This is a genomic window from Streptomyces sp. RB17, assembly GCF_009604455.1.
Classification (GTDB): domain Bacteria; phylum Actinomycetota; class Actinomycetes; order Streptomycetales; family Streptomycetaceae; genus Streptomyces.
Window position 1 is genome coordinate 496,554 of record NZ_WEGL01000009.1, and the last position, 18,532, is coordinate 515,085.

The 18,532-nt window shown below is 71.8% G+C and carries 14 protein-coding genes; 5 read left to right on the forward strand and 9 right to left on the reverse strand.

Annotated features, from left to right (window positions below):
- Window positions 1-2: 2 nt before the first annotated feature.
- The 5 genes from glpK to SRB17_RS36150 form a co-directional block, all read right to left on the reverse strand.
- A complete protein-coding gene (glpK, locus tag SRB17_RS36130; RefSeq protein ID WP_153544831.1) occupies window positions 3-1,526 on the reverse strand; it encodes a glycerol kinase GlpK in 1,524 nt (507 codons plus the stop codon).
- A gap of 66 nt (window positions 1,527-1,592) precedes the next feature.
- A complete protein-coding gene (locus tag SRB17_RS36135) occupies window positions 1,593-2,342 on the reverse strand; it encodes an MIP/aquaporin family protein (protein ID WP_153544834.1) in 750 nt (249 codons plus the stop codon).
- 382 nt (window positions 2,343-2,724) lie between these two features.
- Window positions 2,725-4,374: a GGDEF domain-containing protein gene (locus SRB17_RS36140; RefSeq protein ID WP_323376850.1), complete on the reverse strand. Its 1,650-nt coding sequence runs from the start codon at window positions 4,372-4,374 to the stop codon at window positions 2,725-2,727.
- A gap of 159 nt (window positions 4,375-4,533) precedes the next feature.
- The gene (locus SRB17_RS36145; RefSeq protein ID WP_153544838.1) at window positions 4,534-5,724 is read right to left on the reverse strand and encodes a lipid-transfer protein; all 1,191 of its coding nucleotides are present in this window, start codon (window positions 5,722-5,724) and stop codon (window positions 4,534-4,536) included.
- Window positions 5,721-6,146, reverse strand: a complete 426-nt coding sequence (locus SRB17_RS36150; protein ID WP_323376865.1) for a Zn-ribbon domain-containing OB-fold protein — start codon at window positions 6,144-6,146, stop codon at window positions 5,721-5,723. The genes SRB17_RS36145 and SRB17_RS36150 overlap by 4 nt, the downstream gene beginning before the upstream one ends.
- Window positions 6,147-6,243: 97 nt before the next feature.
- Here SRB17_RS36150 and SRB17_RS36155 point away from each other — a divergent pair, with 97 nt between their 5' ends.
- Both SRB17_RS36155 and SRB17_RS36160 read left to right on the forward strand, forming a co-directional pair.
- Entirely contained in the window at window positions 6,244-7,053 is an 810-nt protein-coding gene (locus SRB17_RS36155; RefSeq protein ID WP_153544842.1) for a M15 family metallopeptidase, read from the forward strand.
- Window positions 7,054-7,099: 46 nt separating this feature from the next.
- A complete protein-coding gene (locus SRB17_RS36160; RefSeq protein ID WP_323376852.1) occupies window positions 7,100-7,636 on the forward strand; it encodes an NUDIX domain-containing protein in 537 nt (178 codons plus the stop codon).
- 10 nt (window positions 7,637-7,646) lie between these two features.
- Here SRB17_RS36160 and SRB17_RS36165 read toward each other — a convergent pair whose 3' ends face one another.
- Window positions 7,647-10,007 carry a glycoside hydrolase family 31 protein gene (locus SRB17_RS36165; RefSeq protein ID WP_153544846.1) on the reverse strand — a complete coding sequence of 787 codons (2,361 nt, stop codon included), beginning with the start codon at window positions 10,005-10,007 and terminating at the stop codon, window positions 7,647-7,649.
- Between the two features lie 215 nt (window positions 10,008-10,222).
- Between SRB17_RS36165 and SRB17_RS36170 the strand changes: the two genes are divergently transcribed.
- Entirely contained in the window at window positions 10,223-12,199 is a 1,977-nt protein-coding gene (locus SRB17_RS36170; RefSeq protein WP_153544848.1) for an acetoacetate--CoA ligase, read from the forward strand.
- A gap of 16 nt (window positions 12,200-12,215) precedes the next feature.
- On the opposite strand, the gene SRB17_RS36175 is transcribed toward SRB17_RS36170, so the two are convergent.
- Window positions 12,216-13,535 carry an aminotransferase class I/II-fold pyridoxal phosphate-dependent enzyme gene (locus SRB17_RS36175; protein ID WP_323376853.1) on the reverse strand — a complete coding sequence of 440 codons (1,320 nt, stop codon included), beginning with the start codon at window positions 13,533-13,535 and terminating at the stop codon, window positions 12,216-12,218.
- Window positions 13,536-13,591: 56 nt separating this feature from the next.
- On the opposite strand from SRB17_RS36175, the gene SRB17_RS36180 reads away from it, so the two are divergent.
- Window positions 13,592-14,863, forward strand: coding sequence for an MFS transporter (locus SRB17_RS36180; protein ID WP_323376854.1), 1,272 nt, complete (start codon window positions 13,592-13,594; stop codon window positions 14,861-14,863).
- A 24-nt stretch (window positions 14,864-14,887) separates the two neighbouring features.
- The gene (locus SRB17_RS36185) at window positions 14,888-15,781 is read left to right on the forward strand and encodes a hypothetical protein (protein WP_153544850.1); all 894 of its coding nucleotides are present in this window, start codon (window positions 14,888-14,890) and stop codon (window positions 15,779-15,781) included.
- Window positions 15,782-15,897: 116 nt separating this feature from the next.
- On the opposite strand, the gene ptsP is transcribed toward SRB17_RS36185, so the two are convergent.
- Both ptsP and SRB17_RS36195 read right to left on the reverse strand, forming a co-directional pair.
- Entirely contained in the window at window positions 15,898-17,568 is a 1,671-nt protein-coding gene (gene ptsP, locus SRB17_RS36190) for a phosphoenolpyruvate--protein phosphotransferase (protein ID WP_153544852.1), read from the reverse strand.
- Between the two features lie 78 nt (window positions 17,569-17,646).
- On the reverse strand, window positions 17,647-18,096 hold the full coding sequence (locus tag SRB17_RS36195; RefSeq protein ID WP_153544854.1) for a PTS sugar transporter subunit IIA: 450 nt from the start codon (window positions 18,094-18,096) through the stop codon (window positions 17,647-17,649).
- Window positions 18,097-18,532 lie beyond the last annotated feature (436 nt).

Genomic DNA, 18,532 nt, shown 5'->3' on the forward strand with positions numbered 1-18,532 from the left:
CCTTACGCGCCGTCCTGCTCCTCCAGCCAGCCGAAGCTCTTCTCCACGGCCTTGCGCCAGTTGCGGTACTGGCGGTCGCGTACCGACGGCTCCATCGCCGGAGTCCACTGTGCGTCCTGCCGCCAGTGCGACTTCAGCTCGTCCAGGTCGTTCCACACGCCCGTCGCCAGGCCGGCCGCGTAGGCGGCGCCCAGGCAGGTCGTCTCCGACACCCGTGGCCGGATCACCGGGACCCCGAGGACGTCCGCCTGGTGCTGCATGAGCAGGTTGTTCTTCGTCATGCCGCCGTCGACCTTCAGGGTGGTGATCCGCACCCCGGAGTCCTGGTACATGGCGTCCACGACCTCCCGGGTCTGCCAGCTCGTCGCCTCCAGCACCGCGCGCGCGAGATGGGCCTTGGTGACGTACCGGGTGAGGCCGGTGACGACACCCCGCGCGTCGGAGCGCCAGTACGGCGCGAACAGGCCCGAGAACGCGGGCACGATGTAGGCGCCGCCGTTGTCCTCGACGCTCGCCGCCAGCGTCTCGATCTCGTCGGCGCTGCTGATGATCCCGAGCTGGTCGCGGAACCACTGGACCAGCGCGCCCGTTATCGCGATGGACCCCTCGAGGCAGTACACCGGCGCCTCGCCGCCGATCTTGTAGCCCATCGTCGTGAGCAGCCCGCTCTTGGACGGCACCGGCCGGTTGCCGGTGTTCAGCAGCAGGAAGCTGCCGGTGCCGTAGGTGTTCTTGGCGGTGCCCACGTCGTAGCAGGCCTGCCCGAAGACGGCTGCCTGCTGGTCGCCCAGCGCGGAGGCCACGGGCACCCCGGCGAGCTGCCCGACCGCGGTGCCGTACACCTCTGCGGAGGACCTGATCTCGGGCAGCACCGCCTCGGGCAGGTTCATGGCGGAGAGGATGGCGGGATCCCACTGCAGTGTCTGAAGGTTCATCAGCATGGTGCGGCCGGCGTTCGTGACGTCGGTGACGTGCCGGCCGCCCTCGGTGCCCCCGGTGAGGTTCCAGATCAGCCAGGAGTCGATGGTCCCGAAGGCGATCTCGCCGCGTTCGGCCCGCTCCCTCAGTCCGGGCACATGGTCCAGCAGCCAGGCCGCCTTGGGCCCGGAGAAGTAGCTGGCCAGCGGCAGCCCGGTCTGCTCACGGAAGCGGTCCTGGCCGTCCGTTCCGCCCAGTTCGTTGCACAGGGCGGCGGTACGGGTGTCCTGCCAGACGATCGCGTTGTGCACCGGCTTGCCCGTGGCGCGGTCCCACAGGACGGTCGTCTCCCGCTGGTTGGTGATGCCGAGCGCGCTCAACTGGTCGGCGCGCAGCCCGGCCTTGGCGAGCGCCCCGGCCACCACGGCCTGCACCTTGGACCAGATCTCGGTCGCGTCGTGCTCCACCCAGCCCGGCTTCGGGAAGATCTGGCGGTGCTCGCGCTGGTCGACGGCGACGATGGCCCCGCCGTGGTCGAAGACGATGCAGCGGCTTGACGTGGTGCCCTGGTCGATGGCGGCGACATAGGTGTCGGCGGTGTCCGTCATGGCAGTCCCCTGGGTCGCTGGATGTACGGAACGTGGCGTACGGCTCGCGAAATGACGTACGGGCGATCAGAACGCCGCGTTGTAGATGGCGCCGGCGAGTGCCCCGCCGATCAGGGGCCCGACGACCGGGATCCAGGCGTAACCCCAGTCGGAGGTGCCCTTGTTGGGGATCGGCAGGAAGGTGTGCACGATCCGCGGCCCGAGGTCGCGGGCCGGGTTGATGGCATAGCCGGTGGGGCCGCCGAGGGAGAGCCCGATGCCGACGACGAGCAGGGAGACGATCAGCACGGTGGTGCCGGACTCGCCGAGTCCCTTCGTCAGCCCGAAGGCGAGGATCGGCAGCACGAGCGCGATGGTCGCGATGATCTCGGTGATGAGGTTGGCGACCGGGTTCCGGATCTCCGGGATGGTCGAGAAGATGCCGAGCGTCGGCACCGGTTCGTCGGCCGTGTCCTCCGTCGTGCCCTCCTTGCGGATGTTGGCCTGGAACTGGGCGAGGTAGACCAGATAGGCCAGTACGGCCCCGAGCATCGCGCCGACGAGTTGGCCCAGCAGATACACCCAGACCTTGCCCCACTTGCCGGTGTCGACGGCGATGCCGATGGTGACCGCGGGATTGAGCTGGCCGCCGGAGAGGGGAGCGGCGGTGTACGCGCCCGCGAGGACGCCGAAGCCCCAGCCGAACGCGATCACGACCCAGCCCGAGGCCCGCGCCTTGGAGTATCTGAGCGTGACGGCGGCGCAGACACCGGCACCGAAGAGGATCAGGATCGCGGTGCCGATCACTTCGCCGACGAAGATGTCTCCGTTGCTCATGGCGGCTCCCTTGGCGCCGATTGGGGGCCGTCGGCCCCGGGCCTCCGTGCAGGAACGTTCCGTTGGCGTCTTCAGCCGCGGGCAGGCAGCCCCGCGCCTCGCCCGGTGTCCGTGACGAGCGTGCCGTCGCAGCCGTACCGCCGCGGAGGGACGGGCCGTGAGCAGGACAGACCCGTGGCGCAGTGCGCCTGATAGCGCCGAGAATGTACGGCGATGTCGGCTGACACCGGGAAGTGTTCACCGGCGCCCCGGGGGCGTCAAGGTTGCCGACGGCGACGGTGACGGGTACTCGCCCCGCGGCCCGGCGGCGACGGTGCCGGCGACTCGCTCGCCGCCCAGGTCACCGCTGCCGTGCCTCAATCGGCGTATTCCGGAAGGTTGTTCACCATCCTGGCTCGGCGGTCGCGTACCCGGCCTGTGCCGGCGTCGTGCCCGAGCCGCGCCGGACCTCGTGACCGGACAGCCCGGCCCGCCCGAGCACCCAGCTCGCGCCGTGCAGCGCCTTGGCCGCCTGCTTCAGCGGCGCGAGCTGGGCGGCTGCCTGGCGGTGGTCGCCCACGCTGCCCGGCGCGCACACCACGGTCGCGAGGGACAGCGTGACGATCCGGTCGCCCACCGACCAGGGCGCGTCGAGCACGGCCGTCACCAGCGGGTCGAGCGCCTCCTCCTCGGCCAGCACCAGGAAGTCGTCCCCGCCGATGTGCCCCACGCGCGCGTGCCCCGAGACCGCCTGCTGCAGCGCGCGCCCCACCGACCGGATCAGCTCGTCACCCGTGGCGAACCCGGCACCGTCGTTGACCTGCTTGAAGTGGTCGATGTCCAGCCAGCTGAGCGCGAACGACCGGCCGTCCGCGATCCACCGGTCCACCTCGCTGGTGATCGCGTCCGAACCGGGCAGCCGGGTCAGCGGATTGAGCCCGGCGGCCTCCTCGACCCGGCTCTCGGCCAGGGCCCGCACCAGGTCCGCGAGCCGCACGACGCCCACGCACCGGCCGTGCCGGTCGACCACGGCGACATCGTCGGACGTCCGGTCCCGGCCGCCGATCGCGACGACGTCCAGCACCTCCCAGGCGGTGGCGTCGACGCCGACCGTGCGGGGCGCGTCGCCCAGTTTGAAGGCCGGCCGGTCGGCGTACAGGGCGTGCCCGTAGCGGCCGGACATCGACAGCAGGAACCGTGAGCGGTGCACCGAGCGCACGGGCCGGCCGGCCTGGTCCACCAGCAGCACACCGGACACGTCCGGCGAGCCGGTCAGCAGCGCCCGCACCTGCCCCGCCGAGGCGGTCACCGGCAGTACGGCGGCCGGGCGCACGAACTCCCGCACCGACGGCCCGGACCGGGGCACACCGACGGTGCCGGGGGAGCGGGGCGGAACGTATACGTCCGCGGCGGGGATCCGGGCCGGCGGCGCGAACAGCTCGCCCTGGGCCAGCTGCGCCCCGGCCGACATCGCCGCCGCGCACTGCAGCTCGGTCTCCACGCCCTCCACCGCGACCAGGGCACCCAGCTCCTCGCACAGCGTCCGCATCGCCCGCACCGCGGCCGGCCGGGACAGCAGCGAGGCGTCGAGTTTGACCAGGTCGGGGGAGAGGTCGGTGAGCAGCCGGAGCGGGATGTCGCCGTCCCCGATGCCGTCCGCGCTGATCCGGAAGCCCTGCTCGCGCAGCACGGCCACCGCCTCCAGCAGGGCCCGTTGCGGCACGTGCGTGTAGGGCGGGACCACGTCCAGCGTCACCTCCCAGGGCAGGCGCCCGGCCGCGCGCACGGCGTCGTGCAGCGGGGCGAGGCCGCCGAGGTCGGCGAGGGTGGCCGCGAACACGTTCAGGTGCAGCGGCAGCAGGGCTTCCTTGTGCGTCGCGGCGCGGAGCGCCAACACCGTGAGTCTTCCGTCGAGTTCGGGGTCTCGGCGGGCCTCGGCCAGGATGTCACCGGTCTCCGGGCGGGCGAGTGTCTCCAGTGCGGTGACCGCGCCCGTCCTCAGGTTGACCACTGGCTGGAAGGCGAAGCGGAGAGTGTCCGTCCAGGAGTGCACGGGAGCATGATGGCGCTGCCCGCGTGCGCCCAGGCGCAGTTCATGAGACGTTCACGCAGCATTCCCGGGTGATCACACAGAGTGGCAGACCTCTGTGGTCTCTGGTGTCACACGCCCTCTATGCCCGGAGTCGTCGCCCGCACGTGACCGCCCACGCCGTCAGCTCACCGCGACCACCGACGATCCGTGCCCGAAGAGCCCCTGGTTGGCGGAGATCCCCACGCGGGCCCCGGCGATCTGCCGGTCGCCCGCCGTGCCTCTCAACTGCCAGGTGAGCTCGCAGACCTGGGCGATGGCCTGGGCCGGCACCGCCTCCCCGAACGAGGCCAGGCCGCCACTGGCGTTGACGGGTATGCGGCCGCCCGGGGCCGTCGCGCCCTCCCGCAGGAGCTTCGCGGCCTGGCCCTCGCCGCACAGTCCCAGGTCCTCGTACCACTGCAGCTCCAGCGCGGTGGACAGGTCGTAGACCTCGGCCAGGGAAAGGTCGTCGGGCCCGACGCCGGCCTCTTCGTAGGCGGCCCGGGCGATGGAGGTCCGGTAGGTCTCGTCGGGGGCGCTCACCGCCACGGCGGAGTCCGTGGCGATGTCCGGCAGGTCCAGCACCGTGTTCGGGAAGCGCGGGGTCACCGTTGACACCGCCCGGATCCGCACCGGCCGGGACACCCCGTGCCGGTGCGCGAACTCCATGCTGGAGAGCACCAGGGCCGCCCCGCCGTCGGAGGTGGCGCAGATGTCGAGCAGCCGCAGCGGATCGGCGACGACCGCGGACGCGGCGACCTCCTCGGCGGTGACCCGCTTGCGGTAGCGGGCGTACGGGTTGAGCGCGCCCATGGCGGCGTTCTTCACCTTGACCAGGGCGAAGTCCTCCGGGGTGTCCCCGTGCACCGCGATCCGCCGTCGCGCGTACAGCCCGAAGTACGTCGGGTTGGTCGCTCCCAGGACCCGGAAGCGCAGCCAGTCCGGATCCTCCGGCCGCTCGCCGCCAGGCGGCCGGAAGAACCCCTTGGGCGCCGCGTCCGCCCCCACCACGAGGACGACGTCCGCGAGCCCGGCGAGTATCTGCGCCCGGGCCGTGGCGATCGCCTGCGCCCCGGAGGCGCACGCCGCGTACACACTGGCGACCCTGGCCCCCTGCCAGCCCAGGGCCTTCGCGAAGGTCGCTCCCGCCACATACCCGGGATATCCGCCCCGCACCGTGTCGGCGCCCACGACCGAGCCGACCTCGCCCCACTCGACACCGGCGTCCGCGAGCGCCGCGCGGGCCGCCGCCGTGCCGTACTCCACGAAGGAGCGGCCCCACTTGCCCCATGGGTGCATGCCCGCGCCGAGCACCGCCACGTCCGTCGTCATGCCCTCACCCCCGTCGGCCGCCAGTGCCAGGTCGTCCAGGTCGTCTCCGCGTCCTCGTGGAGCACTCCGGGGACGACCTCCACCTCCATGCCCACCGTCAGGTCGGCGACGGTGATCCCGGGAGCCGCCTGTCCCAGCACCACGATCCGCTCGGCCGCCAGCTCCACTGCGATCAACGTGTACGGCTCCCACGGAAGTTCCGGATTGCTCACATAGGGTGACGGCGGTCGGTACCGGCTGTCCGTGTACGACCAGACCCGCCCTCGTCGCGACAGCGGCACCTCCTCGAGATCTCCGCCGGCACACCCGGGATTTCGGCAGTGGGTGTCTTCCCGCGGGAAGAACACCGAGGCACATGCCCCGCAACGGGTGCCGAGGAGCCTGAAGTCGTCTCCTGCGCCGGTGAACCATCCGTCGACCACGGGCGTGCGTATGTGAGACATGGCCCTCCCTGCCGCGATATCTGACGGGACGTCAGAAGTGTGTCACGGGCATCCGGAATTGGGCAGTGCAGGAGACATGACACGACTCACCAGTGCAGTACGCGGGCTGATCACCGCCTTGGCGGCCCTGCTGGCCGTGACCGCCACCCCGGCCACCGCCCAGGCGAAGACCGAGCCCAAGGCGCCGAAGGACTTCGTGGCCCTGAGAACCGTGGACCCGACGATCATCCAGGAGATCCGCTACTTCACCCCGCACAACTTCGTCGGCGAGCGCATCGACGGCTACGAGCAGCCGATGTGCATCCTCACCCGCCCCGCCGCCGAAGCCCTCCACAAGGCGCAGCTCACCCTGCTGCGCAAGGGCTACACCCTCAAGGTGTACGACTGCTACCGGCCGCAGCGGGCCGTGAACCACTTCGTCCGCTGGGCCGAGGACCTCGACGATCAGTCGATGAGGGGCGAGTTCTATCCGAACGTCGACAAGACCCGCCTGTTCGCGGACGGCTACATCGCCGAGAAATCCGGCCACAGCCGCGGCTCGACCATGGACCTCACGATCGTCAGGCTCCCCGCGAGGCCGACCCGGCCCTACCACCCCGGGCAGCCGCTCGTGCCCTGCTACGCGCCCAAGGACGAGCGCTTCCCCGACAACTCCGTCGACATGGGCACCGGGTTCGACTGCTTCGACACCCTCGCGCACACCCTCGACCCGCGCATCCAGGGCCAACAGCGCGCCAACCGGCTGCTGCTCAAGAACACCATGGAGAGCCTCGGTTTCGTGAACCTCGCCGAGGAGTGGTGGCACTACACGTACAAGCCCGAGCCCTACCCGGACACCTATTTCGACTTCCCCGTGTCAGCGAAGTCGCTCATCAGCGGCCACTGAGCAACCTTCGGAAGATGTCCCTCCTCTGATCGGATACAGTCCGCGCGTGTCCGAAACTCAGCACTCAACTGACAACTCCGCACCGAACTCGCACTGTTCGAGTTGCGGAGCGCCCTATGGAGAGGGCGTTTCCGGCTGGCCGCGCACCTGCCCGACCTGCGGGACTGTCGCCTACCGCAATCCTCTGCCGGTGGCGATCGCGCTCCAGCCCGTGTACGACACCAAGGGCACGGCCCTGGTCGTCATCACCCGGACCGTGGCCCCCGCGCGCGGGGGCACGGCGCTGCCCGGCGGCTACATCGACGACCGGGAGGACTGGAAGCAGGCCGTCGTGCGCGAGCTCAAGGAGGAGACCGGCATCGACGCGGCCGCCCGGGACGTGCGGCTCGTGGACGCCATGAGCTCGCCGGACGGCCATCTGCTGCTGTTCGGACTCCTCCCTGAGCGCCCGGTGGAAGGGCTCCCGCCCGCCGACCCCACGGACGAGACCGAGGGCTGGCAGCTGCTGCGCCGGCCCGAGGAACTCGCCTTCCCACTGCACACCGTGGCCGTACGCGCCTGGTTCGAGGGCCGCTACATCTGAGCGGCGCGGCTCAGCCGAGCCCCCGCACCCGCACCGGGTACGCAGGCTCGGCGGAACCGCTCTCCCGCTCCCGGGTGACCACGACCCGAGGGCCGTGCCGGCGGGCGACGTAACGTTCGATCTCCGGCTCGTCCCAGGCGCCGCCCGCGTCCCGCACGACAAGACCGCCGCCGGTACGGCCACGCGCGGGTGCCCACACCTCCAGCTCGAGGCCGCCGTCGGCGCCGCGTACGGGGAGGACCGCACCCGCGCGTGCGAACACCGGTATCCGCGACAGCGGCGCGTCGACGAGCACCTGCGCAGGCCCGTCGTACGCCTGCTCCGTCACGGTGTCGTACCAGCGGCCCCGCGGCAGCAGCACCGCCCGCCGGTCGGCACCCGGATCCAGCACCGGAGCCACCAGCAGGGCATCGCCGAGCAGAAACGTGTCCTCGCAGTCGCGCAGCGCCCGGTCCTCCGGCGCCCCCCACCACAGCGGCCGCACATAGGGCGCGCCGGTACGCCGCGCCAGCTGCGCCAGCGTCATGAGGTACGGCAGGAGCCGCCGCCGTTCGAGCAGCGCCACGCGCGCGTGCTCCAGCACCTCGGCACCGAACTCCCAGGGCTCCCGGCGCCCCGCCCGCAGACTCGCGTGGGTGCGGAACAGCGGCAGATACGCGCCGAGCTGGAACCACCTCAGATACAGCTCCGGCGACGGACTGCCGTCGAAGCCGCCCACGTCCGGGCCCGAGTACGGCACCCCGCACAGCCCGAGCCCCAGCACCAGCGACAGCGAGGCCCGCAGCCCGGGCCAGCCGGTCGCGACGTCCCCGGACCAGGTGCCCCCGTACCGCTGCATCCCCGCCCAGCCCGACCGGGAGAACAGGAAGGGCCGCTCCCCGGGCGACAGCTCGCGCAGCCCCTCGTAGCCCGCCCGGGCCATGCAGAGCGCGTACACGTTGTGCGCCTCGCGGTGGTCGCCCCCGCGTCCCTCCAGGGCGTGCCGGGCCGACCGCGGCAGGGTGAGCTCCCCGAAGGCGTTGAACGACGTCGGCTCGTTCATGTCGTGCCAGAACCCGGCGAAGCCCTGCCCGAGGCGCTCCTCGTAGAGTCCGCCCCACCACTTACGCACGCGCGCGTGCGTGAAGTCCGGATACACCGACTCCCCGGCCCACACGACACCGCGCACCGTCCGCCCGGAGGCGTCCCGTACGAACGCGTCCACGGCCGAACCACCGTCGTACACGGCGTTGCCCGGTGCCGCCTTCACCGCCGGATCGACGATCGACACCAGCCGGATCCCGTCCCGGCGCAGTTCCTCGGCGAGCTGCGGCAGCTTCGGGAACCGCTCCCTGTCGACGGTGAACACCTGGTGGTCGTCGTAGTGATCGATGTCCAGGTGCACCGCGTCCAGCGGCAGCCCGCGCTCCCGGTAGCCGGCGACGATCCGGCGCACCTCCTGCTCGCTGCCGAAACCCCACCGCGCGTGCTGGTGGCCCAGCGCCCACGCCGGTGGCAGCGCCGGCGCCCCGGTCAGCGAGGCCCACGTGTGCAGCACGCGCGCGGGGGTGCCCACCATCACCCAGCAGCGCAGCGGCCCGCCGTCCATCCGCAGCTCGCAGCGGCCCGACCGGTCGTGCCCGGACCCGGCGCCCTCCTCGCCCTCGCGCAGCACGACCGTGCCGTCCCACGTGGTGTCGTGGAACACCAGATGCGTGCCGGCGTCGGCCACCACGAGCTGCACGGGCATGGTCACGTACAGCGGATCGTCGCCGGGGCCGAACGCCCGGCCGGGATCGGTGTTCCACAGCCGGTACGTGCCGTCCCGCAGCCGGGGCCCGGAAGCCCGGCCGCCCAGACCGAAGAAGCGGGCGTCGGCCGCCACCTGCGACCGCTGCATCCAGCGTGCCGCGCCCCCGCCGACCGGCTCCCACCAGCGCGGCGGCAGATCCCGGCGCAGGGTCACGCCGCCCGGCGTGCACACCTCCACCGCACCGTGCCGCGAGACGGTGACCGTCACCCGCTCGGCGACCACCCGCCAGCCACCGTCCTTGTCCGGCTCCAGCACCACCCGCGGATCCGGCTCCGGACAGCTCCCCGCGAGCGCGTACGACGGCTGCGGACCCGCCCCGTCCCACCCCCAGAACACCGCCCCGTTCACCGCGACGGTGATCCGCAGCTCGGACCGGCCGAACCGGATCAGCCCGCCACCCGGCCCGGGCTCCACGCCCTCCACCTGCCCCGGGACCCGCGCCCGCTCGGCTGCCCGGCGCGGCAGCCCGGCGGCGTCGATCCGCCGCCTGCGCCACGCGGCCCGTACGGAACGCAACCCCCGCGCGACCCGCCCCGAACCCACCACACTCACCGAACGCACCAGGTCACGACCGTCCATGCTGCTCACCCTGCCACTGAGCGCCCCACGCGCGCGTGCCGTTCAACTGCCGTTCACCCGTGCCGGGACCACATCTTCACGACACCGACTATGTGGGGCGCACCCTGGTGCAGAAGTCGATCACATGGCATCGTCCCTGTCAGCCGCGTCACGCGCATACCCCAGCCCGTGCGCGGACCGACGCACACGACGCGCACAGCCCGGGAGCCGCACCCATGACGACCGCGAACCCCCAGCCGCTCTGGCAGCCCGATCCCGAGCGGATCGCCCAGGCACGCATCACGCAGTTCCAGGCATGGGCCGCCGAGCACCACGGCGCCCCCGCCGACGGCGGCTACCCCGCCCTGCACCAGTGGTCCGTCGACCAGCTGGACACCTTCTGGAAGGCCGTCACGGAGTGGTTCGACGTCCGCTTCTCGACGCCCTACGCGCGCGTGCTGGGCGACCGCGCCATGCCCGGCGCCCAGTGGTTCCCCGGGGCCACCCTCAACTACGCCCAGCACGCCCTGCGCGCCGCGGCCGACCGCCCGGACGAGCCGGCTCTCCTGTACGTCGACGAGAGCCACGAACCGCGCCCGGTGACCTGGACCGAGCTGCGCCGCCAGGTCGGCTCCCTCGCCGCCGAACTCCGGGCTCGCGGTGTCCGCCCCGGCGACCGCGTCAGCGGCTATCTGCCCAACATCCCACAGGCCGTCGTCGCCCTGCTCGCCACGGCCGCCGTCGGCGCCGTCTGGACCTCCTGCGCCCCCGACTTCGGCGCCCGCAGCGTCCTCGACCGCTTCCAGCAGGTGGAACCCGTCGTCCTGTTCGCCGTCGACGGCTACCGCTACGGCGGCAAGGAGCACGACCGCCGCGAGATCGTGGCCGAACTGCGCCGTGAGCTGCCCACGGTGCGCGCCGTCGTCCACATCCCGTTGCTCGGCACCGAGGCCCCCGAGGGCGCCCTGGAGTGGTCGGCACTGACGGGGGGCGACGCCGAGCCCGTCTTCGAGCAGGTCCCGTTCGACCACCCGCTGTGGGTGCTCTACTCCTCCGGCACCACCGGCCTGCCCAAGGCCATCGTCCAGTCCCAGGGCGGCATCCTGGTCGAGCACCTCAAGCAGCTCGGCCTGCACTGCGACCTCGGCTCCGAGGATCGTTTCTTCTGGTACACCTCGACCGGCTGGATGATGTGGAACTTCCTCGTCTCCGGCCTGCTCACGGGCACGACGATCGTCCTGTACGACGGCAGCCCCGGATACCCGGACACCGGCGCCCAGTGGCGGGTCGCCGAACGCACCGGGGCCACCCTGTACGGCACCTCCGCCGCCTACGTCATGGCCTGCCGCAAGGCCGGCGTCCGCCCCGCGCGCGACCACGACCTGTCCGCCGTCCAGTGCGTCGCCACCACCGGCTCCCCGCTGCCGCCCGACGGCTTCCGCTGGCTGCACGACGAGTTCGCGGACAGCGGGGCCGACCTGTGGATCGCCTCCGTCAGCGGCGGCACCGACGTCTGCTCGTGCTTCGCCGGCGGCGTCCCGACCCTCCCGGTGTACACCGGCGAACTCCAGGCGCCCGGTCTCGGCACCGACCTGCAGGCCTGGGACCCGAGCGGCAAGCCCGTGATCGACGAGGTCGGCGAGCTGGTCGTCACCAACCCGATGCCCTCCATGCCGATCCGCTTCTGGAACGACCCCGACGGCAGTCGTTACCACGACAGCTACTTCGACACCTACCCCGGCGTCTGGCGGCACGGCGACTGGATCACCGTCACCTCACGCGGCACCGTGATCATCCACGGCCGCTCCGACTCCACCCTCAACCGGCAGGGCGTGCGCATGGGCTCCGCCGACATCTACGAGGTCGTCGAGCGCCTCCCCGAGATCAAGGAGTCCCTCGTCATCGGGATCGAGCAGCCCGACGGCGGCTACTGGATGCCGCTGTTCGTGCACCTCGCGCCCGGCGCCGTGCTCGACGAGGCACTCCTGAACCGCATCAAGCGGACCATCCGCGAACAGCTCTCGCCGCGCCACGTACCCGACGAGATCATCGAAGTGCCCGGCGTCCCGCACACCCTCACCGGCAAGCGCATCGAGGTCCCCGTCAAGCGCCTCCTGCAGGGCACGCCCCTGGAGAAGGCGGTCAACCCGGGCTCCATCGACAACCTCTCCCTGCTCGGCTTCTACGAGGAACTCGCCCGCAAGCGCGCCTGACCCCCGGGGGAGGGGGTCACCCTCCATAGGTGGCCTCGGACTCGCCCAGCACGACGGCGAAGTCCGAGGCCAGCCGCGCGGCGTCGGCGGGCTCCAGCCCGGCGGCCGTGATCCGCACGCCGGGACCGGAGGCCAGGCGGAACCGCGCCCCGGCCGCGACCCACCAGCCGTGGGACCGCAGCCCGTTCACCACCGCCGACTCGTCGCGCACGGGCACCCACAGGTTCATCCCGCTGGAACCGTGCGAGGCGACACCCCGTGCCGCCAGTTCGCCGGCCAAGGCCGTACGGCGCGACGCGTACGTCTCACGCGCGCGTGCCACCAGCGCACGTGTGCCCTCGTCCGTCATCAGTCCGTGCACGGTCTCCTGCAGCAGGTGACTGACCCAGCCCGAGGTGAGCAGCAGCAGACCGTCGTGCCGGGCGAGCGTGACCGGGTCACAGGCCGCGGCCGCCCAGCGCAGATCGGTCCCCAGGAACTTGCTCACGGTCCGCACATGCACCCAGCGCGCCGGCCCGGTACCGGTCACCGTGTGCAGCGGGGCGTCCGCCACCTCGGAGGCGTGGTCGTTCTCCACCACCAGCACATCGGGCACGTCCAGCAGCACCTCGGCCAGAGCGTCGCGGCGGGCGGCGGAGAAACTCCCGCCGTACGGATTCTGCGCCCGCGGACTGAACACCACGGCCCGCACCCCGGCCCGGAGCGCCCCGCGCAGGGCCTCCGGGCGCATGCCCTCGTCGTCCACCGCGACCGGCACGGTGCGCAGCCCCAGCGCGGCGACCAGATCCAGCAGATGGTGATAACCCGGATCCTCCATCGCCACGCCGTCTCCGGGACGCAACTCGACCGACAGCACCCGGGCGATCAGGTCCAGCGCCCCGTGCGCGAACGTCACGCGTTCCACGGGCACGCCGTCCCGGCCCAGCCACGCACGCACCACGTCCTCGAGCCGCGCCAGCCGGGGCGCGGAGCGATGGGAACGGGCGCCCGGGGAAAGGCGTGAGGGCGGCAGCAGAGCGGGCAGCAGCGCCGGATCGGGGTGCCCGCCGGCCAGGTCCCGTAGCCCTTCGGGCACCTTGGGCGGCCGCCGCGACGCGACCGCCGGAGCCGGCGCGACCACCGTGCCGCCACGCCCGCGCGTGACGACGATGCCCCGCCGCCGCAACTCCTTGTAGGCCGTGGCCACCGTGCCCGGACTCACCCCCAGGCCGTCCGCGAGCCGCCGCACGGGCGGCAGCGCGACCCCCGGGGCCAACGCCCCCTCCGCCACGCCCCGTTCGACGGATGCGGCAATTCCCTTGGCCGTCGTACCACTGATCTCATATTGTGTTGCCACGTTACAGATTATGTATCAATACATAACTCGGAACAAGCTCCATCTGAGGGGGAACAGTGGACGCCAAGCCCGAGGCCAACATCCGGCCCTCGCGCATACCAGGAGGCCGCGACGGACGCCGGATGCTCCTCATCACCTTCGTCGACCGCGTCGGCAGCGGTCTGTGGGCATCCGTCTCCGTCCTGTACTTCACCTACGTCTCCGGCCTCTCCGTCGCCCAGGTCGGCACCCTCGCCGCCGTCTCCGGCGCCGTCGGCATCGCGGGCGCACCCCTCGGCGGACGCATCGCCGACCGATTCCCCCTCACCCGGATCCTGATCGCACTCCAACTCCTGCGCGCCCTCGCGTCCTTCGGCCTGCTCACCACCGACCACTACCTCCCGCTGCTCGCGATCTCGGCCGTCGGCAGCCTCGGCGACCGCGCCTCCAGCGTCCTCACCAAGCTCTACGCAGCCCGCATCGCCGGCCCCGACCGCGTCCGCTATCAGGCCGTCAACCGCACCGCTTCCAACGCCGGATGGGCCCTCGGAGGCCTGGCCGCCGCGGCCGCCCTCACCCTCGGCACCACCACCGCCTACCGCTGGCTCCTCACCGGCGACGCCCTCTCCTTCCTGGCGATCGCGCTCCTCACCCTCACCTGCGCCGAACCCCCGTCCAGCAGCCGCATCGCCGCCGCCGGCACCACATCCCGCGGCGCACGGCCGGCCAACCCCTGGCGTGACCGCACCTACCTCGCCTACGTGGCGACCGATGCCGTCCTCTTCCTCGACGACTCCGTCTTCCAGATCGGCCTGCCCTTGTGGATCGCGCACACCGACGGCGTACCGCACGGGCTCGCACCTCTGCTGCTCGTCCTCAACAACGTGATGGTGGTCGCCCTCCAGGTGCCGCTCGCCCGCTACGGCACCACCACCGCGGCAGCCCGGAAACTGCTCCTCCCCCTGTCCGGCGCATCCACCGCCGGCGGCATCACCCTCGCCCTGTCCGCCACCGGCGGCACCGCCCAGGCGATCTGCCTGCTGACCGCGTCCGCCGCCCTCTTCACCCTGGCCGAGATGCTGCACGCCGTCGTGTCCTGGGAACTCTCCCTCGCCCTTGCCCCCGACACGGCACAAGGCGCCTACCTCGGCGTGCACGGCCTCGCACAGTCGGTCCAGCGCAGCCTCGGCCCACTGGCCGTCACCGCCGCCATCGCCACCGGCCCCCTCGGCTGGACCGTCTTCGGCGCCACCATCGCCGCGACCTGCGCACTCCAGCACCGACTGGTCCACGACCGCCTCCAGCGGACCCCGTTGTCAGTGCCCCCGGTTACGGTGAGTGAGCACTGATCGACCGCGCACTATGGGGGAAACATGGCGCACACCGACCACCAGACCATGCGACGCGTCCTGCGCCGTGAGATCGCCGGCACCATCGGCCTGCTCACCGACGAACACGACTTCGTCGCCATGCGGCGCTACCGCAGCTTCACCTTCGACGACCACGCGACCTACCTGAAACAGGTCGAGGCCGTCCTCAAAGCCCGCGCCGCCCAGGGCACCCACACCACACTCGCCCTGTTCGACCCCGAGGACTACGCCGCCTACTGCGCGGAAACCGGCCTGGACCCGGAGGCCCCGACCAGCAGGACCCGCTTCACCGCGGAGCTCGCGGCCACAGGCCCCACCATCCCCTACGACGGCCAACCCCTCGCCACCCTCGTCCCCGCCCTCGTCGACGAAGCCGTACGGCAGGCGACCTGGGAGTACGCCACCACCGTGCTGTCCCGCCTCGGACCCTGCCCCACCTGTGGCGAGGACATCGGCCGGGCGGCCTTCACCCGCGCCTCCGACCTCCTGGTCCGCATCCTCGACACCGCCCCGCCCGGCGACCGGCACCTCGTGTGCAGTGTCTCCGGACCAGCGGACACCCTCGTCTCCGTCCTGCACGCCGACCAGGACGGCCACGACGGCATCCACCTCGACGAAGCCGAGGCCCTGGAATTCACCAGCGTCCTCGCCCTCGGCCTTGCGACCCGAAGCCCCGGCGGACTCGTCCTGCGCACCAGCGCCCCGGACACGGCCGACCGCGTCCACGGCTGGCGGCTGCGCCACGGCGTCCTCGAGCCGCTCACCGCCTCCGAAGTGTTCGACGCCTACTGCACCGACATCGAATCCGGCGACCCCATCTCCCCCGAATCCGGCGTCGACTACTGCGACCCCCCCGACCTGGGGGACGAGAACACGACACCAGGCCACCGGCACTGACCGTAACCGGCACGCCGAGCACGCCGACGGGCCGGAAACACGCCGAACACGCAGGGGCGCCCCACCCGAAGGCGGGACGCCCCTGCACCCGGCACACGCGCCGCGCCGCCGGTCGGCTACTCGCCGGACAGCACTGCCTGGGCCGCGCCGCGCGCCTCCTCGGCGCTCTCCGAGGCCCGCGCGGCCGCCGCGGCTCGCTCGCACTGCGCCAGCGTGTACTTCGCCAGCGTCGCCCGGACATAAGGAATCGACGCCGCACCCATGGACAGGGAGGTGACACCCAGACCGGTCAGCACACAGGCCAGCAACGGGTCGGACGCGGCCTCACCGCACACACCACAGCTCTTGCCCTCGGCCTTGGCCGCCTCCGCGGACAGCGCCACCAGGTCCAGCAGCGCCGGCTGCCACGGGTCCTGAAGCCGCGACACCGCGCCCACCTGCCGGTCGGCGGCGAACGTGTACTGCGCGAGGTCGTTCGTCCCCAGCGACAGGAACTCGACCTCCTGCAGGATCGAACGCGCCCGCAGCGCGGCCGACGGGATCTCCACCATCGCGCCGAACTTCGCCTGCAGTCCCGCCGCACGGCAGGCGTCCGCGAACGCCTTCGCGTCCGCGCGGTCCGCCACCATGGGCGCCATGACCTCGAGGTAGACCGGCAGCCCCTCGGCGGCCTTCGCCAGCGCGGTCAGCTGCGTGCGCAGGATCTCGGGGTGGTCCAACAGCGTCCGCAGACCCCGCACACCCAGCGCCGGGTTCGGCTCGTCGGACGGAGTCAGGAAGTCCAGCGGCTTGTCCGCGCCGGCGTCCAGGACCCGCACGACCACACGACCCTCGGGGAACGCCTCCAGCACCTGCCGGTAGGCCTCCACCTGCTTCGCCTCGGAAGGAGCGTTCTTGCTGTCGTCCAGGAACAGGAACTCGGTACGGAACAGACCGACACCCTCAGCCCCGGCCGCCACGGCTGCCGGTACGTCGGCCGGACCGCCCACATTGGCCAGCAGCGGCACCTTGTGCCCGTCCGCCGTCGCACCCGGCCCGGTCGAGGCGGCCAGCGCGGCCTTGCGCTCTGCCGCCGCGGCCTCCAGCTCCGCCTTCTTCGCCTCGCTCGGGTTCACGAAGATGTCACCGGTGCTGCCGTCCACGGCGATCACCGTGCCCTCGGCCAGCTCACCGGCACCCGGCAGCGCCACGACCGCCGGCACACCCAGCGCCCGCGCCAGGATCGCGCTGTGACTGGTCGGCCCGCCCTCCTCGGTCACGAAACCGAGCACCAGAGAGGGATCCAGCAGCGCGGTGTCGGCGGGAGCCAGGTCCCGCGCCACGAGTACATAGGGCTGGTCGCTGTCCGGGACACCGGGCATCGGAACGCCCAGCAGCCGGGCGACGATACGATTCCGCACATCATCGAGGTCGGCCACCCGGCCGGCGAGGTACTCACCCGCACCGGCCAGCAGCTCCCGGTACGCCGCGAACGCGTCGTACACCGCGCGCTCGGCCGTGCTGCCGACGGCGATCCGCCGGTCCACGTCCGCCATCAGCTCGGGGTCCTGGGCCATCATGGCCTGCGCCTCGAGCACGGCCTGGGCCTCGCCCCCCGCCAGATTGCCGCGCGCCATCAGATCGGCGGCCACGGCGTCCACGGCCTGGCGGGCGCGCCCCTGCTCACGCTCGGCCTCCTCCGCGGGGATCTGCTTGGCCGGCGGCTCCAGCACCGCCGTACCCATGTGCCGAACCTCGCCGATGGCCACGCCATGGCTCACGCCGACGCCTCGCAGCGTTGTCTCCATCTCACCCGTCTCCGATAGTGCGGCGGGTCCCGCCGCCGCGGTGGTTGTCCTGGTCGCCGTCCGACGACGGCGTTGTGGTCAGTTCCAGGCGAAGAGGCTGTCGCCGGCCTTCACGTCTCCGCTGTCCCGGAGGTCGGAGAGGGACTCGGCCGTGGCTTCGAGGGCGACGACGGGGCAGACCGGGGACTTGCCGGCGGCCTCGACCGCGGAGGGGTTCCAGCGCACGATGGCCTGGCCGCGCGTCACGGTGTCGCCCTTGTTGACGAGCACCTCGAAACCCTCGCCGTTGAGCTGCACCGTGTCGATGCCTAGGTGGGTGAGCACGCCGTGCCCGTTCTCGTCCACCACGACGAAGGCGTGCGGGTGCAGGGAGACGATGACGCCGTCCACGGGTGCCACGGCCTCGGCGGGCTCACGCACGGGGTCGATCGCGGTACCCGGGCCGACCATGGCCCCGGAGAAGACCGGATCCGGCACTTCGGCCAGTCCGATGGCCCGTCCGGCGAGCGGGGACGTCACGGTGGTCATGGGAAGCCTCCCAAGGAGTGGAGCTGCTTACGCGCCGTCACTGACTGTCCCGGACGGCGCTGGCAGCAGCGTATGTCATATGAAGTGGCGGTTCCGTATGGAAGCTACCAGCTAGTGGTCTAGACCACCAACCCCGTGGATTTGCACCGCCTTCGAGGCTCCGTGTACAGTCGTACTCCTGCTTGGGGCGGAGCGCCGTCAGTGCGCCCTCGCTCAGCAGAACCCAAACTCATCAGATCCTATCTCTGGATCCGCTTCTGCATGTCCGCAGGGTGGTGGTCAGAGAGACGGAAAAACCCTGGTAGAGTTGGAAACACCGAAGGGAAGCGCCCGGAGGAAAGCCCGAGAGGGTGAGTACGAAGGAAGCGACCGTTCCTTGAGAACTCAACAGCGTGCCAAAAGTCAACGCCAGATATGTTGATACCCCGTCTTCGGT

Excerpts from the sequence above, each read along its gene's own strand:
- glpK (WP_153544831.1), bottom strand. The coding sequence starts at position 1,526 with ATGACGGACACCGCCGACACCTATGTCGCCGCCATCGACCAGGGCACC.
- SRB17_RS36135 (WP_153544834.1), bottom strand. The coding sequence starts at position 2,342 with ATGAGCAACGGAGACATCTTCGTCGGCGAAGTGATCGGCACCGCGATC.
- SRB17_RS36145 (WP_153544838.1), bottom strand. The coding sequence starts at position 5,724 with ATGACGACGGACGTGGCGGTGCTCGGCGCGGGCATGCACCCATGGGGC.
- SRB17_RS36155 (WP_153544842.1), top strand. The coding sequence starts at position 6,244 with ATGACACGACTCACCAGTGCAGTACGCGGGCTGATCACCGCCTTGGCG.
- SRB17_RS36165 (WP_153544846.1), bottom strand. The coding sequence starts at position 10,007 with ATGGACGGTCGTGACCTGGTGCGTTCGGTGAGTGTGGTGGGTTCGGGG.
- SRB17_RS36170 (WP_153544848.1), top strand. The coding sequence starts at position 10,223 with ATGACGACCGCGAACCCCCAGCCGCTCTGGCAGCCCGATCCCGAGCGG.
- SRB17_RS36185 (WP_153544850.1), top strand. The coding sequence starts at position 14,888 with ATGGCGCACACCGACCACCAGACCATGCGACGCGTCCTGCGCCGTGAG.
- ptsP (WP_153544852.1), bottom strand. The coding sequence starts at position 17,568 with ATGGAGACAACGCTGCGAGGCGTCGGCGTGAGCCATGGCGTGGCCATC.
- SRB17_RS36195 (WP_153544854.1), bottom strand. The coding sequence starts at position 18,096 with ATGACCACCGTGACGTCCCCGCTCGCCGGACGGGCCATCGGACTGGCC.